A 14140-nucleotide genomic window follows, 5' to 3' on the forward strand; every position below is an offset into this window, starting at 1 on the left:
GAAAGTTGATGGACGCGTAGGCCATGGCCGAAAGACGAAGTCGCCGAACGGGATCGCAAGACGCATCCCGGCGTGAGCGGGGCCGTGGGCAGGCTGACGGCGGAGCCCGGCCGGCACGGTCGGGGTCGCGCAGTCGCGGCGGCCCCGGCCCTACCCGGGCCCGGGCGACATCGCGGACCGCCCTCTCGCCGACGATGACGTTGCCGCGGACCGCGGCGGCGTTGTCGTCGCGATGGGAGGCGATCAATCCGAAGCGGGCCGTGGTGCTCGCCGCGGTGCTCAGTCTGCTGGCGTTGTCGCTGGCGGTGCCGATGCGGACGTACTTCTCGCAGCAGACCGAGTTCGACGAACTGCGAGCCGGCAATTCGCAACTCGAGCAAGAGGTTCGCGACTACGAAGAGAAGGTCGCCGAGCAGGGCGACCCGGCCTATATCGAGGCGCAGGCGCGCGAAAGATTGCAGTTTGTGATGCCGGGGGAGAAGCCCCTGGTGATGCAGTACCCGGAACCGCCGGGCAAGACGGACGAAGAGCGTGAGGCGGAGAAGCAGGCCCAGAACCCCTGGTACACCAACCTGTGGGAATCGGTATCTGTGCCCGAGAAAAAATGAGTAATTCAGAATCCAATCAATCAGTCTCCCAAGATGATCTCGACCTCATCGCAAAGCAGCTGGGACGCTTGCCCCGCGGAGTTCTCGAGGTCAGCTACCGCACGCCCGACGGTCGACCTGCGGTCGTCAAGACCGCACCGCGGCTACCCGACGGCACACCGTTCCCCACGCTTTACTACCTGACCGATCCGCGTCTGACCGCCGAGGCGAGTCGACAGGAATCGGCAGGGGTGATGCGGGAGATGACGGCCCGCCTGGCCGAAGATCCAGAGCTGGCCGCGCAGTATCGTCGGGCCCACGAGTCGTATCTGGCCGAACGCGACGCCATCGAATCGTTGGGGACCGACTTCACCGGCGGCGGGATGCCGGACCGGGTCAAGTGCCTGCACGTCTTGATCGCGCATTCCCTGGCAAAGGGTCCCGGCCTGAATCCATTTGGTGACGAGGCCGTGTCGTTGGCCGCCGCAGCCGGACTGCGCGGCAGCGCGATACCCGCCGATTGGCCGGAACTGCCTGCGCGCGAAGAGGATTCATGAGCGACATCGTCGCGGCGGTTGACTGTGGCACCAATTCGATCCGACTGCTGGTGGCCGTCGCTGGGGACGACGGACTGATCGACCTGCATCGCGAGATGCGAGTTGTCCGGCTCGGGCAGGGTGTTGATGCCACCGGTGCGTTTGCCGATGAGGCGATCGAACGCACCCGTGTCGCACTGGCCGACTACGTGACGACCATGAAGTCCCACGGTGTCAGCGAGGTCCGGATGGTGGCCACTTCGGCCACCCGGGACGCAGCCAATCGTGACGAGTTCTTTGCGATGACCCGGGAACTGCTTGGTGCGGTGTCACCGGGCGCGGTCGCCGAGGTGATCTCCGGCGACGAGGAAGCGCGGTTGAGCTTTGCCGGTGCGGTGGGCGACCTCGATCCTGCGCAGGGGCCGTTTGTGGTTGTCGATCTCGGTGGCGGGTCCACCGAGGTGGTGATGGGCGACGGCGACGGCGTCCATGCCGCGTATTCGGCCAACATCGGCTGTGTCCGGCTGACCGAACGCTGCCTGCACAGCGATCCTCCCACCGACGCCGAGATCGGCGATGCCATCTCGGTGATCAAAGCGCTTCTGGGTGAGGCTTTTTCGCACGTCGACATCGACGGGGCAAAGACATTTGTGGGCGTGGCCGGAACGATGACCACCCTCGCGGCCCTGGCCGCAGACCTACCGGAATACGACTCCGAGCGGATTCATCTCTCGCGCATCGGCTTCGAGAGGCTGTCGCAGGTGTGCTGGGACCTGGTTCGGATGCCGCGGACGGAGCGGGCTGCACTCGGGCCGATGCATCCGGGCCGCGTCGACGTCATCGGTGGCGGATCGCTGGTGACCCTGGAACTCGCAGAGATGATCGGGGAGCGGACCGGTATCACCGATCTTGTTGTCTCCGAACACGACATCCTTGACGGAATCGCGCTTTCGCTGATCAAAGCGGACTGAACCGGGGTTTTTGGACCGGTGCCTTCGGCCGGTGGCGGCTCTGCCTGCAGGTGAGAAGCGGGCTCAGATCGATGGCCAATGCGGTGAGCGCCCGAGCAGCGCGAGCGTCCGGTCCAGTCCGGTCGAGTTGGCTGGATGTTCGGTCCGTGGCCCGAAAGGGGAACCGGGCAGGCGGCGGGTTTCGCCATCGGGAACCTGCTGGGCGATTTGTAGCGCCAGATCCGTCAGCTTCTGGTCGGGGTCGATGTGACGACCGATGGCACGCGCGACGTCCCAGGCGTGGACGAGGGAGTCGACCAGGTGCATGGCGATCGCTTGGGAGCCGATGAATGTCTGATCGCGGGACAGTTCCGGCAGTGCGAAGTGCCGATCGGCGACGCCGGGCTGCGCGAATGCCGCGCTCACCGCGGTGGCTGATTCCAAGTAGTCGCTGACCGGATCGTCGCGCTGCGTTCCGGTGGTCCACAGTGCGTCGTCGCTACCGTTGCCTGCGGCCGCTGCGGCGAAGCCGTTGTTCTGCACGGTCATGTGGTCCAGGAGTTCGGCCAGATTCCACTCGGCGCACGGGGTCTGCCTCGTCAGCTGGTCGGGCGAGATCAACCGCACTGCATCGACGGTGAGTTGTACGGCTTGGGTGTGAGATGTCTGCAAGGAATTATTCATAAGCGCAAGCATATCGTATGCACCTTGCTTACGGATAGCCCGAACGCGATAGTTTGATGACATGAGTGAGCAACCGCGACCAGATCTGGCAGCGATGTTGTTGCCTCTGGCCCGTGCCCTGATCGAGATCGAAGAGCCGATCTTGGCCGAGAACGACCTGACCATGTGGGCGTATTCCGTGCTGCTGGAACTCGGAGAAGGGCCGGTCCGGACCCAACAGGCGTTGGCGTCGGCAATCGGTGCAGACAAATCGCGTCTGATCCCGATTCTGGACAACCTGCAAGGGCGGGGGATGATCACGCGCCGACCCGATCCGTCCGACCGTCGCGTCCGTTTGGTGGCGTTGACGTCGGAGGGGCAGCAGATCCGCGACCGGACCCAGGACGCGATTCAACGCGCAGAAGGAAAAATACTCGGGCCTCTGACTCCGGCGGAACAGCACGACTTCATCCGGTTGGTACGCGTTCTGCACGACTCCGTTCTGGCCGCCGCGGACCCGATCCCGAAGTAACCAGGTCAGGGTGTGACGGGTGCGCGCAGTGAGATGTTGTTGCAGGCCTCGCAGACGCTCTCCGGGATCACACCGGCGCGCTGTAAAAAGCCAAAGATGGTGCAGCCCAGGCAAAACCCGAGGACCGACTCCAAAAGTGCGGCCACCACCAGCAGTCCGGTCACGATCTGGGCGGCCAGTCCGAGGCCGAGCAGCGACAGGATCAGCGCAGAACCACTGAAGACGAGTCCGATCGTCTGAGCAAACCGTTTCGGCGGACCGGGAACCAGCTTTGTCTTCTTGATGAGGTGCGGAACGATGACGCGGACGGAGAATTGTCCGAACGGTGAGAGCGTGGGCCCCGATGCCACCCGCAATGCAAACCCGATCGCCAGCACCGCGTACACGATCGGATTGTTGATCACGATCGCCGCCACGGCGAGCAACACCACCAGCCCGGCGGTCGATCGCGCGGCGTAGTCGTTGACGGGATTCGGAAAAGTCAGCACCGGCCCAGGCTACCGGCCGATCTGGCCCGTCCCAACAATTGCGCCCACCCTGCCCCCAACCCCCGATGATGTGCTGTTTTGGCGCAGCTCACCTGCGGTTTTGTTCGCCAAAACACCACATCATCGGGGTCAGGCGGGGCTGGGTTCTTCGAGTTCGGCGAGGCGTTCTTGTTCTTCGGCGTGTTTCTTGACGGCACTGAGCCCGGGCAACAGGAAGCTTGCCGCGGCGCACAGGGCGTATCCGCAGATCGGCACCCAGGCGGCGATCGTGAACGCGTGAAGCAATTCTGGCTGGGTGTAGCGACCGGCCTCGCCGAAGAAGAGCACGCCGGTGACGGCCACCCCGACGGCGCCGCCGATCTGGGCAAACGTGTTCAATGTGCCCGACGCCGCACCGGAATCGGACACGTCCACCGTGGATAGTGCGATGTCGAGCAGTGGCACCAACATGATGGTCAGGCCGAGGCCGGCCAGGGCCATCGGGAAGACGGTGTCCCAGCTCGAGAAGGCCGCGTCGGCGTCTCGGATGACGACGATGGTCCAGGCGGTGCCCGCGCTCATCATGAGGCCGCCGATCAAGGGCAGATTGCGTCCGAGTCGGGTGGTCAACGCGGCTCCGATACCGGCGGCGATCGTGGCACCGATACTGAACGGCAGCGTCATCGCGCCGGCAGTGATGGCCTCGAAGCCGAGCCCGACCTGTACATAGAGCGCCAGGATCAAGAAGAACGACGTGATCGAACCCTGGAACAGGAACTGGATGGCCGAACCACCGACGAACCCGCGATTGCTGAACAGCCGCAGTGGGATCAGCGCGCTGCCCTCGGTCGTGCGTCGCCGTTGTTGGAACACGAATGCGGTCAATGCCACCGGTGACAGCGCCATCATCACGAACGACCATGTGGGCCAGCCCAGCTGCCGCCCCTCCACCAGGGGATAAACGAGCAACAGCACGCCGCCGACGGCGAGCACCACGCCGAGGAGGTCGAGGTTGGTGACCTTCTCGGACTTGGTGTTGGGGATCAGGAACCAGCCGGCCACCGCGATGATGATGCCGATCGGGACGTTGATGATGAAGATCGCCCGCCACTCGCCGCCCAACGGGTTGTCGGTGACCAGCCAGCCGCCGAGTACTGGACCGATCACCGCCGCCATCGCGGTGATGGTGCCGAGGATCGCAAAGACCGGCGCGCGCTCCTTGGGGCGGTAGAGGACTTGCACGTTGGCCAGAACCTGCGGAACCATCAGCCCGGCAAAGAAGCCCTGCAGCACCCGCGAGGCCACCAGGATGTCGCCGGTCTGCGCGGTGGACGCCAGGACCGAGGCGAGGGTGAACCCGACAATGCCGACGAGGAAGACCTTTTGGCGGCCATAGCGGTCACCAAGACGTCCGGCCGTGATGAGGACGCCTGCGAACGCCAACACATAGCCGCCGACCAGCCATTCGATCTGTGCCGGTGTGGCATCGAGATCGCCGCGGATGGAAGGGATCGCCACGTTGACGATCGTCACGTCCATGAGATCCATGAACATTGCGAAGGCGAGGATCGCCATCGCGAGATTGCGCCGCTCGTAGATCGGCGCGGTCATCTAGATACTCGGACCGTCTGTGCGTTCGGGCTCGTCGAGGCGGGCACGTTTGGATGCCTCACGCATCTCGATGCCGTCGGTGACCAGATCACCGATCTCCCTGGTGACGTCGACGACCGCTCCGGTGATGATCGACGCGATCCGCCCGACCCGGTGAGTGGTCTGTTCGATCAGTTCCTGGGCGATGTCCTTGTTGCGTTCGAATTGCGAGACCATGAGGGCCTTCCGTGTCGATGCCGGAATCGTCCCATTTCGTCAGAGGATTCGGCGTTAGGCAGCAACTTTGGACTCGACCTTAACACTGAACTGGGCATCATCGGCCAGCCACGAGTTGGGCAATGACAACCGGGCGATCTTCCGCCAGGTCGATCCGATCTGATGACTGAAACTACCGGTGTTGTAAGGCAATCCGTAGCGCTCGCAGAGTTCGCGGACCTCGCCTGCGATCTGCGGGTAGCGGTTGGCCGGGATGTCGGGGAAGATGTGGTGCTCGATCTGGTGCGAGAGGTTGCCGCTCATGATGTGGAACAACGGTGTGCCGCTGATGTTGGCTGATCCGAGCATCTGTCGCAGGTACCACTGGCCACGGGTTTCGTCTTTGGTCTCTTCCTGACTGAAAGTCTGCACACCGGAAGGGAAGTGGCCGCAGAAGATGATGGAGAACGTCCACACGTTGCGCGCCAGGTTGGCGCCGGCGTTACCCACCAGCGTGCTGACGAAGAACGGTCCGGTGAGTGCGGGGTAGATGACGTAGTCCTTGAGGACCTGTCGGCTGGCCTTGCGCCACATGCCCTTCACCAGACCCTTGACATCGGTCCACTTACGTTTGCCGGCCAGGATGTTCTCGGTCTCGAGGTCGTGCAGCATCACACCCCATTGGAACAGCACCATCAGTGCGCTCGCCCAGGCGAGGTTGCCCAGGTAGTAGGGGTTCCACTTCTGGTCGCGGTCCATGCGGAGGATGCCGTAGCCGATGTCGCGGTCCTGGCCCACGATGTTGGTGAAGGTGTGGTGCATGTAGTTGTGGCTGTGTCGCCACTGATCTGCCGGACAGACTGTGTCCCATTCGAACTCGCGTGAGTTCAAGCCGGGTTCACGCATCCAGTCGTACTGGCCGTGCATGACGTTGTGCCCGATCTCCATGTTGTCGAGGATCTTCGAGACACTCAATGCCCCGACGCCGGCAAGCCAGGCCGGTGGGATGAACGGGAAATACATCAGGGCGCGTCCGGCAACTTCAAGAGCGCGCTGCGTCTTGATGATGGAGTAGATGTACTCACGATCGGCGTCGCCGAGGTCGGCGACGACCCGGGCGCGCAGTGCATCGAGTTCGCGGCCGAGTTCTTCGACCTTTTCGTGGGTGAGGACAAGTTCGTTGGTGGTCATGGTGACTCCTACAGAGTTGTCGGGAAATTGGGGTGTCGGGGTTAGCGGGGGGCTGTCAGATGTCGATGACGCAGTCGCCGACCGGTTTGCTGATGCAGAGTTGGATGTGCTGATCGGATTCGGTGTCGGTGTCGCCGGTGAGGATGTTCTTGGTCAGCCCGGAGCGCTTGATCGCGCTGCACGAGAAGCAGATGCCCATCCGGCAGCCGAATTCTGGTTGCAGGCCCGCGCTCTCGGCCTGTTCGAGGATGGACGCACCGTTGTTGGGTGCGTTCTTGCCGCTGGCCGCGAAGCTGAGCTGCCCGTGTGCGGGGGCATCGTCATCATCGGCCGGTGCGACGAGCACAAATTGCTCGATGTGCAGATTGTCGATCGCGCCGATGTCGGTCAGGTGGTCACGCACGCTGTTGTGCAGCGCGGACGGGCCGCAGAGAAAGACCGGGGCGTCGGCTGCGTAGGCGCTGGGCAGGTGTTCGGGGCGAAAGTGCTCCGCCAACGATCTGTCGCCGGTCGGGCGGGTGAAGTGCGTGTCGATGTTCCACTCGGGGTGGTCGGCGGCGATGGCGCCGAGTTCACGTGCGTACGGGTGATCGTCGGCGCTGCGCGCGTAGTGGATGAAGTCGACGTGTCCGCGGTAGTTCTCGGCTACAAGTGTTCGCAACATTGAGAGCACAGGTGTAACGCCGCTGCCACCGCTGATGAAGATCATCCGGTCGGGCCGCTCGGCGGGCAGCGTGAACGTTCCGGCCGCGGGCGAGAGTCCCAGGACTTGTCCAGGTGCGGCATGGTCGCGCAGGTGCCGGGAGACGACTCCGTCGTCGTGCGCGGTCAGTGTCAGCTCGATGTGGTCACGCGTGGTGGCGCTGTTGGCCGGCGAGTAGCAACGTGTATGCCGCACACCTTTGACAACGGCGCTGACCTGGACAAACTGACCGGCTTCGAATCCGGTCCACTGGCGGGTCGGACGCAGTAGCAACGTCACCGAGCGCGCCGAGCGGCGTTGTACGTCGACGATCTCGGCGCGTAGCTCGGTCCAGGTGATGCGGGGATCGATCAGCTCCAGGTAGCGGTCGACAGCATGGGGAGTGAGGGCAGCTTCGAGTACTGGGCCGAGGAATCTGGAAATGGTTCTCGACATGGTCGAGTCCTTTCGTTCAGTGCACGACTGTTCACTAGCAGTGTCGCATCACCGCACCCCCTGCCGTCAAGGGTTCTTTGTGTAACGGCCACCACGTTTTGACTACGGGGTTGCAGAAATCTCTGGTGTACGGACGTACACTCAGCTGCGTGTCACGGAGTTCCAAACATCACAGCTCGAGCACCCACAGTGGTTCTCGGCGTGATTCTGCGTCCTCGGAGCGTGTTGCCGAGGTGTCGCGGACCAGGGCCGAGCAGAAGAGCCGTACCCGCCAGGCTCTGCTCGACGAGACTCTCGAATTGGTGGGGGAACGCAGCTTCTCGTCGATCAGTCTGCGTGAGGTGACCAAGCGGGCCGGAATCGTGCCGACCGCGTTCTACCGGCACTTCGCCTCGATGGAAGAGGTGGGTGTCACCCTGGTCGAGGATGCGATGCGGACCCTGCGTCGCATGTTGCGGGATGGTCGTCGAGATCTCGCCGCCCGCACGGCCATGCCCACCGCAAAGGACTCCCTGGCCGTGGTGGTCCGGCAGGCCCGCGCCAACGAATCGCAGTTCCGGTTTCTCGTACGAGAGCAGTACGGCGGGAGTACCGAGGTCCGCCGGGCCATCGACACCGAGCTCAAACTGCTGTCGCGGGAGCTGGCCATCGACCTCTCCCGCATACCCGAATTGGCACACTGGCCCGCCGATGATCTCGAGGTCGCCGGAGATCTGATCGTCACCGTGATGCTCCATGCGGTTGCCGAACTGGTCGAGCTGGATCCGCGGAACACCCGTGAAGAAGAAGAGTTGATCCGGCGGACCGAAAAACAGATCGTCATCACATTCCTGGGAATGGGCGCGTGGCGGCCATCTGAGCACTGACGGTGCCACAGGTCAGCGCGCCCCGGTCACGGTGTAATAAATGTGAAGCGGGGTTGGTGGCCACTGCCGGTGGTCCGGACGCCGTGAACCCCGCTGCCGCGCCACCGCCGGTGTCGGTGTCGGCGATTTCGGTGATGGCACAGCGATTCTCGATACAGTCGCCACGTGGATAACAGAGAACCTCGATCAATTGCCCGCAGGCGAGTGCTGAATGCACCGAGCCCGCGCCGGGCCGCCATCGCCATAGCCGGCTCCGCCGTATTGGTATTCGGCCTTGCGGCATGTGGCGACGACAACCCATCGGATCCGGTGAACCAACGATCGGTGACGGTGGTCGGCAACGGTGAGGTCCTGGGGGCGCCCGACACGTTGCGGGTCGATATCGGTGTCGAGACAACCGGCGACGACGTGTCGACGGCGATCAATGCGGCCAACGCACAGATCACCGCGGTGACCGATGCGGTGGTCAATGCCGGTGTGCCCCGCGAAGATGTACAGACCCAGCAGGTGACGGTCTCACCTGACATGACCAATCCGGGCCCCGGCGGTTCGAGTCAGATCTCGGGCTACCGGGCGACCAACTCGATCCGGGTGAACGTCCGCGATCTTGCCAAGGGTTCTGACGTGCTCAAGGCGGCAGCCGAAGCCGGCGGCAACTCGGTCCGGATCAGCAACGTGTCGTTTGTCATCGACGACGATTCCGAGCTGGTGGCCAATGCGCGGGAAGAAGCCTTCAACGACGCGCGAAGCCGCGCTCAGCAGTACGCAGATCTGTCGGGCGACGATCTCGGCGCCGTGTTGACGATCGACGAGACCACGTCCGGGCAGGCTGTTTCGGCGTCTGAACAACAGCGCACGATGCTCGACAGTTCGGTGCCACTGGAACCGGGCCAGCAGACCGTCGGATTTTCGGTCACCGTGAAGTGGCAGCTGAAATAGCGCCGGTACAACTGCTACGGGTGCGTGATCAGCTCCCGGCGGGGACATTCTCGGTTGCCGGCGGGAGCTCCTGCGGCTGCGGCGGTATCGATCCCGCCGGACCCTCATCGGTGGGAGGTGCCTCAGTCGGCGGCGGTGCGTATGGAGATATTGTCCATATCCCAGATGTGCGGCTGATGGTCCGATCTCCGGCCGAATCGGTAACCCGCAACTCGTCTGAGCCATCCATCCAGTCTGCGACAGTGTGTTCCGACGCCGATGTGCGAAATTCCTCCACATTCGACGCGTCGCGGATGACCACGACCGGCCCGGAAGTGGTCTGCATCAGTTGGGCTGAATAGCTTCCGGAGTGTGAACGCAAAACCGGTGAAAGTGGCTGCTCCACAGGGACTTCAGCAGTTGGCGTGGTTGTGATCGGCGGCGCTGTCGTGTTCGTGTCGCCGGGCGGTGTGTCAGATGGTATTGGTTCGGTGCCGGTTGTGGCCGGGGTCGTTGTCGAACCCCGGGGCGTCGTACTGGCGGGCAGGGTGGGAGCAACTCGGGATGCGGTCGGCCCGGCCGCAACGCAGGCGACACCTGGCGCTGAGCTGGCCGTGATGTTATACGAGACGTACCCCGTGGAGTAGGTTCCGTTGGTTGCCCGGGTGCGTACCTCTGCTCTCGCCGCGGTTCCGGTGAGGGCACCGGTAGTGAGGTTGCCGAAGGCGATGGTGCTGGGAATCGATTGTCCCGCAGCAGTACCCGCTGGGGTATTGATGCTCGCCACATAAGCGACGTTGCCTGTCCCAGGGTCTCGAACCGTTACCTGGTAGGTGTATCCGGAGATATGAGGCCATGAGATTGTTGCTGTTTTGGCGGGAGTGTTTGTGGCGCAGTTGATCGATGCCGGCGGTGGGACGTACCCCGCGGTCGAATCCTGTTCACTCAGACCACAATGCATGTTCGCGGCCAGAGCGGCTGAGGCATCGGTATAGACCCGGTAGCCACGCCATTCGGACGAGACAGCTCCACCCGGGAGCATTGTGTGGATTTCAGCGTCGTACGAGGTAATCGAAGAACTCGCGGGGAATCCGATGGCGTTCAACGTCACGGAGACTGTCGAGCCAACTGCTGCGGTGACCGGCGGAGCCACGTCGACCGTTCGCCGGACGGTGCCATTGGTTTCGCGGGTAATCACTCGGTACTGGTAGGGAGGGCCGATGTGTCGCCATTTCAGAGTGGGCGTACCTTGCGAAGCGCTGCCACCATTTTCGCACGTTACATAGTTGGTAGTATTGATTCGGTCGTTGATTCGTGGGACGAATGCGGTTCTCGATGCGAAGGAACCCGTTGTGGCAGTGGCTGAATCGGAGTATGCTGCGGCGGTCCCTTGAAAGTGGGCGGCACCGATCACGACCACTGTTGCGAGCCCGAGAACGAGCAGGGAAACACCCCCAGCGGCACGCCCGGTGATGACCGAATTTTTTGCCGCGCCGGATGACGATCGACGACCGTTGGGGAAGATCACGAGCCAGACGAGGGCGACGACGATCAACCCACAGAGGATTTTGGCAGCGAGAGTGTTGAACCAGGCCACGAGATAACCGAGCCCATCGACGTGGAACATGACGCGTTTCGCCGCATCGACCACATATTTCTCGTTATCGGACGCACCGTTGGCATCGCCTCGAAGTGTCATCGCGACGGCACCACCCGCGGATGAGTCGACTGACACGACACGGTGCGTGATGCGAATGCCCTGCTGGTTCTCAACGCTGAGGACGTCACCGGGTTTGATGTCCGTGGCGGATACGTTCTGTGCGAATGCCAGGGCGCCAGTGGGGATGGTCGGTTCCATCGAGCCCGACTGAAACACCAGGGGCGTGATACCGAAGAAGACCGCCGCGATCATTGCGATCAAGCAGCACAGGCCGACGAGGGCTGAGGAGGTCAGCGCAATTTCCCGCATGAGACGGACCCGCCGTGGTCGCGCGGGGCGCAAGACCGTTGGTTCACTCATGTGGACGTCGCGTTGAAGTTCAGGGTGATCGACGGTACCGATTGGGCCTGCACGGTCATCGGAGCGGCGGGAGCCAATGCAACCACGATGCACAGGTCTTGTGTGCTGGGGGCCTGCGCAGTACCGGTGGCCGCACCGAGCGGTTGGGCAGTGGTCATCACTGGTACTGAGCCACTGGCGCTCAGTACCGAGCTGCCGAGCTGCGTGCCGCTACAACTACCGGTTGCCAGACCGCCCGAGGTCCCATTCGTGGGTGACGAGCCGTCGAAAACAGTCATTCGTAGGTGGTTGGCGAGCGCGGGACCACCCGCCGGTGTGCTCGCGGCCATCGTGTAGGTGATCGGGAGCGATGACAACGTGTTCTGCACTTTCAGCGTTGCCGCCTTGCTTTCGCCGGGCAGCATATTTGCCATGCTGAAACCTGGTGAGCCGGTGAAGACGTATGCCTTGACTCCGAGGACCCTCAGATCCACCACACCGGTTTTGAACTCACCCGACGTCGCACTCGCCGAGTTGCTCCACAGGGCCATTGTGCCGACCGCGCCGAGACCGAGAACCATGCACAGGGCCAGTAGCGCACGTATTCTTACACCGAGCGGGCCGGTGAGTTTCTCTGCGATCAGAGCCGGGTCAATGTGGAGTGGCATGGTCTGCTTCCTCCGTCACCGACTCCTCGCGCCGACTCCTCCGGCCGTCTCGCACACCCCCGAGTAGCATGACGCCCGCGTACGTAAACAGTCCGAGCGCGAGTGATCCGACGATCCACGCGCGGTGCTGGCCCGTGAGCCAGTTGTTGACGTACCCCAGGTACGGGATGGAGTACCAAACTTTACCCCTGATCTGTTCCGCGATAACGGGTTTCGCGTCTGGAGCATCGTTCGCATCGCCCTGTGTGGTGAACGTACGGTCCCCGCGGGCGTTCTGCGAGGACGCAACTATTCTGTGGGTCACGACCGCGGACTTACCGGTTTCCAGCTGGTAGGTGACGGGTGTGCCGATCTGGAGGTCGTCGGCGTCGACGGGTTTGACGACGATCAATGTCCCCGGTGGATATGTCGGATTCATTGATCCCGTCAGCACAGTGAACCTCTCGGCACCCGCAACCATCGGAATCAAGATGGTCACCGTCAATATCGCAAACATCGCCAACAGTAGGGTCCAACTCGCAATTGTGCGGACCCACCACAGCGGGCCGTCGTCTTTTCGTTCAGGAATCCTGGTCGTCATATCGCTTGGTCCACCCGGTAGCGGAGAGTAACCGTCGTCTTTTTGTTTTGCTGTGCGCCGGCTCCGACAGTAGCGCGCAGGCACCACACCTCCGATTTGCCGACAGCGAGTGAACGGGCGGCTGTGGGGGCCGGGAAACTCGTCCACGGACCGCCGACAATTCTATTGGGGTTACCCGATGCCGGGCAGTCAGCCGCACCGCTGACGATCCATGCAGTGAACGTCAGTGGGACCTCCATCGAATTCGCTACCATCGATTGGAGGCGATATTCGGATTTAATTCCGGAATTCGTATCACCCCCGACGGAAATCGTCAGTGGTCGTTGTACCACCGACCCAGAGGACAGATTTTCGCCGCCGAAATCTGCCCACGGATAGTTGTTTGCGCCGCCTGCAAGGATCTTCAGCTCACCCGAACGAATACCGCTGCCAGTCGTGGCAGTCTGGTCCCGCCAAAATGCCCCCGTCTGATTTGTCGACCACAGCGCCAACGTAATAACAGCTGCAGCGGCAAGTGCCCACCATCGATACCTCTTCACGGATCAAGGGGTGGCTGGATTGGTGTTCTGCTCCAGGTTCAGCGTGGTCGCGGTGAGGTTGACGGCTTGATTCTGGCCGACCTGGCCGGTGGTGGTCGGGTCGAACTCAAACGCCACCGTCACAACAATGGGCTGTTTACCTGGTGTGGGTGAGATCTCCACGCCGGTGGGTCCGGTGGGTAGCGCTGCGCCGTTGGCGGTCACGGACACCTGGGGGGTCCCCAGGGCGGCCAGCAACTCGGCGTCTCCGGTCACAGCGCCGATATTCGCAGTGAGAGTAGCTGTCAGATTGTCACCCTTGGCGTTCACGTTGGTGTTGCAGGTGTACGACACTGCATCGCCCGGGACAATTCGAAACGCCGTGATGTTCGTTATTTGGGTGCCTTTGTTCACGTCGGTCCATGTTCCGCCGCCTGTGCAATCGTCGAGCGAAAGCTCACCCGAACTGACAATACCGCCTGGAGTGCTTCCGGAGTCGTTCCAGTAGGCTAGGCTACCGGCGCCGCCGAGGAGGATGATTGCCCCTGCTCCGGCTGCAATCGCTGCTTTGGTCTGTTTCTTCATTCTGACTCATTTCGCTTTGATGGTTGGACTCACGATTGGTATCCCGAAATACCACCAGATCGTTACAGATCCAAATTATTTGCGTCCAAATTATCTGCGATTGACCGGTTTTCTGCGGCGAAAGACTGAATTTCGC

The 14140-nt window shown here is 62.6% G+C and carries 16 protein-coding genes; 6 read left to right on the plus strand and 10 right to left on the minus strand.

Translation table 11 applies throughout. The features are described from left to right. The first annotated feature begins 23 nt into the window (after positions 1-23). The 3 genes from AC1TQG_RS15135 to AC1TQG_RS15145 are packed head-to-tail and all read left to right on the plus strand — an operon-like array spanning position 24 to position 2094. On the plus strand, positions 24-608 hold the full coding sequence (locus tag AC1TQG_RS15135; protein ID WP_482138164.1) for an FtsB family cell division protein: 585 nt from the start codon (positions 24-26) through the stop codon (positions 606-608). Continuing rightward, the gene (locus AC1TQG_RS15140; RefSeq protein WP_482138166.1) at positions 605-1144 is read left to right on the plus strand and encodes a DUF501 domain-containing protein; all 540 of its coding nucleotides are present in this window, start codon (positions 605-607) and stop codon (positions 1142-1144) included. The genes AC1TQG_RS15135 and AC1TQG_RS15140 overlap by 4 nt, the downstream gene beginning before the upstream one ends. Beyond that, the gene (locus tag AC1TQG_RS15145; protein WP_482138168.1) at positions 1141-2094 is read left to right on the plus strand and encodes a Ppx/GppA phosphatase family protein; all 954 of its coding nucleotides are present in this window, start codon (positions 1141-1143) and stop codon (positions 2092-2094) included. The genes AC1TQG_RS15140 and AC1TQG_RS15145 overlap by 4 nt, the downstream gene beginning before the upstream one ends. A 63-nt stretch (positions 2095-2157) precedes the next feature. On the opposite strand, the gene AC1TQG_RS15150 is transcribed toward AC1TQG_RS15145, so the two are convergent. Then, the gene (locus AC1TQG_RS15150) at positions 2158-2757 is read right to left on the minus strand and encodes a TIGR03086 family metal-binding protein (RefSeq protein WP_482138169.1); all 600 of its coding nucleotides are present in this window, start codon (positions 2755-2757) and stop codon (positions 2158-2160) included. 61 nt (positions 2758-2818) lie between these two features. Between AC1TQG_RS15150 and AC1TQG_RS15155 the strand changes: the two genes are divergently transcribed. Continuing rightward, a complete protein-coding gene (locus AC1TQG_RS15155; RefSeq protein ID WP_482138170.1) occupies positions 2819-3268 on the plus strand; it encodes a MarR family winged helix-turn-helix transcriptional regulator in 450 nt (149 codons plus the stop codon). Positions 3269-3273: 5 nt separating this feature from the next. Here the strand turns inward: AC1TQG_RS15155 and AC1TQG_RS15160 are convergent, their stop codons facing one another. The 5 genes from AC1TQG_RS15160 to AC1TQG_RS15180 form a co-directional block, all read right to left on the minus strand. Further along, positions 3274-3756: a DUF4395 domain-containing protein gene (locus tag AC1TQG_RS15160; protein WP_482138172.1), complete on the minus strand. Its 483-nt coding sequence runs from the start codon at positions 3754-3756 to the stop codon at positions 3274-3276. Positions 3757-3885: 129 nt separating this feature from the next. Beyond that, positions 3886-5346 carry an MFS transporter gene (locus tag AC1TQG_RS15165; RefSeq protein WP_482138174.1) on the minus strand — a complete coding sequence of 487 codons (1461 nt, stop codon included), beginning with the start codon at positions 5344-5346 and terminating at the stop codon, positions 3886-3888. Next, entirely contained in the window at positions 5347-5562 is a 216-nt protein-coding gene (locus AC1TQG_RS15170) for a hypothetical protein (RefSeq protein ID WP_482138175.1), read from the minus strand. Positions 5563-5616: 54 nt separating this feature from the next. Then, positions 5617-6732 (minus strand): fatty acid desaturase family protein, encoded by a 1116-nt coding sequence (locus AC1TQG_RS15175; protein ID WP_482138177.1) that lies wholly within the window; start codon positions 6730-6732, stop codon positions 5617-5619. A 55-nt stretch (positions 6733-6787) separates the two neighbouring features. After that, positions 6788-7870 (minus strand): ferredoxin reductase, encoded by a 1083-nt coding sequence (locus AC1TQG_RS15180; RefSeq protein ID WP_482138179.1) that lies wholly within the window; start codon positions 7868-7870, stop codon positions 6788-6790. A 149-nt stretch (positions 7871-8019) separates the two neighbouring features. Here AC1TQG_RS15180 and AC1TQG_RS15185 point away from each other — a divergent pair, with 149 nt between their 5' ends. Together AC1TQG_RS15185 and AC1TQG_RS15190 are read left to right on the plus strand one after the other, a co-directional pair. Continuing rightward, positions 8020-8736, plus strand: coding sequence for a TetR family transcriptional regulator (locus AC1TQG_RS15185; protein ID WP_482138180.1), 717 nt, complete (start codon positions 8020-8022; stop codon positions 8734-8736). Positions 8737-8901: 165 nt separating this feature from the next. Continuing rightward, entirely contained in the window at positions 8902-9675 is a 774-nt protein-coding gene (locus AC1TQG_RS15190; RefSeq protein WP_482138182.1) for an SIMPL domain-containing protein, read from the plus strand. Between the two features lie 28 nt (positions 9676-9703). On the opposite strand, the gene AC1TQG_RS15195 is transcribed toward AC1TQG_RS15190, so the two are convergent. The 4 genes from AC1TQG_RS15195 to AC1TQG_RS15210 form a co-directional block, all read right to left on the minus strand. After that, the gene (locus AC1TQG_RS15195; RefSeq protein ID WP_482138184.1) at positions 9704-11674 is read right to left on the minus strand and encodes a signal peptidase I; all 1971 of its coding nucleotides are present in this window, start codon (positions 11672-11674) and stop codon (positions 9704-9706) included. Beyond that, positions 11671-12321, minus strand: a complete 651-nt coding sequence (locus tag AC1TQG_RS15200) for a SipW-dependent-type signal peptide-containing protein (RefSeq protein ID WP_482138186.1) — start codon at positions 12319-12321, stop codon at positions 11671-11673. Before AC1TQG_RS15200 ends, AC1TQG_RS15195 begins: the two co-directional genes overlap by 4 nt. Next, a complete protein-coding gene (locus AC1TQG_RS15205; RefSeq protein WP_482138188.1) occupies positions 12305-12901 on the minus strand; it encodes a signal peptidase I in 597 nt (198 codons plus the stop codon). The genes AC1TQG_RS15200 and AC1TQG_RS15205 overlap by 17 nt, the downstream gene beginning before the upstream one ends. Before the next feature lie 542 nt (positions 12902-13443). After that, positions 13444-14004, minus strand: a complete 561-nt coding sequence (locus AC1TQG_RS15210) for an alternate-type signal peptide domain-containing protein (protein ID WP_482138190.1) — start codon at positions 14002-14004, stop codon at positions 13444-13446. Positions 14005-14140: the final 136 nt, after the last annotated feature.

It is taken from the genome of Williamsia sp. Y844, from assembly GCF_056786475.1.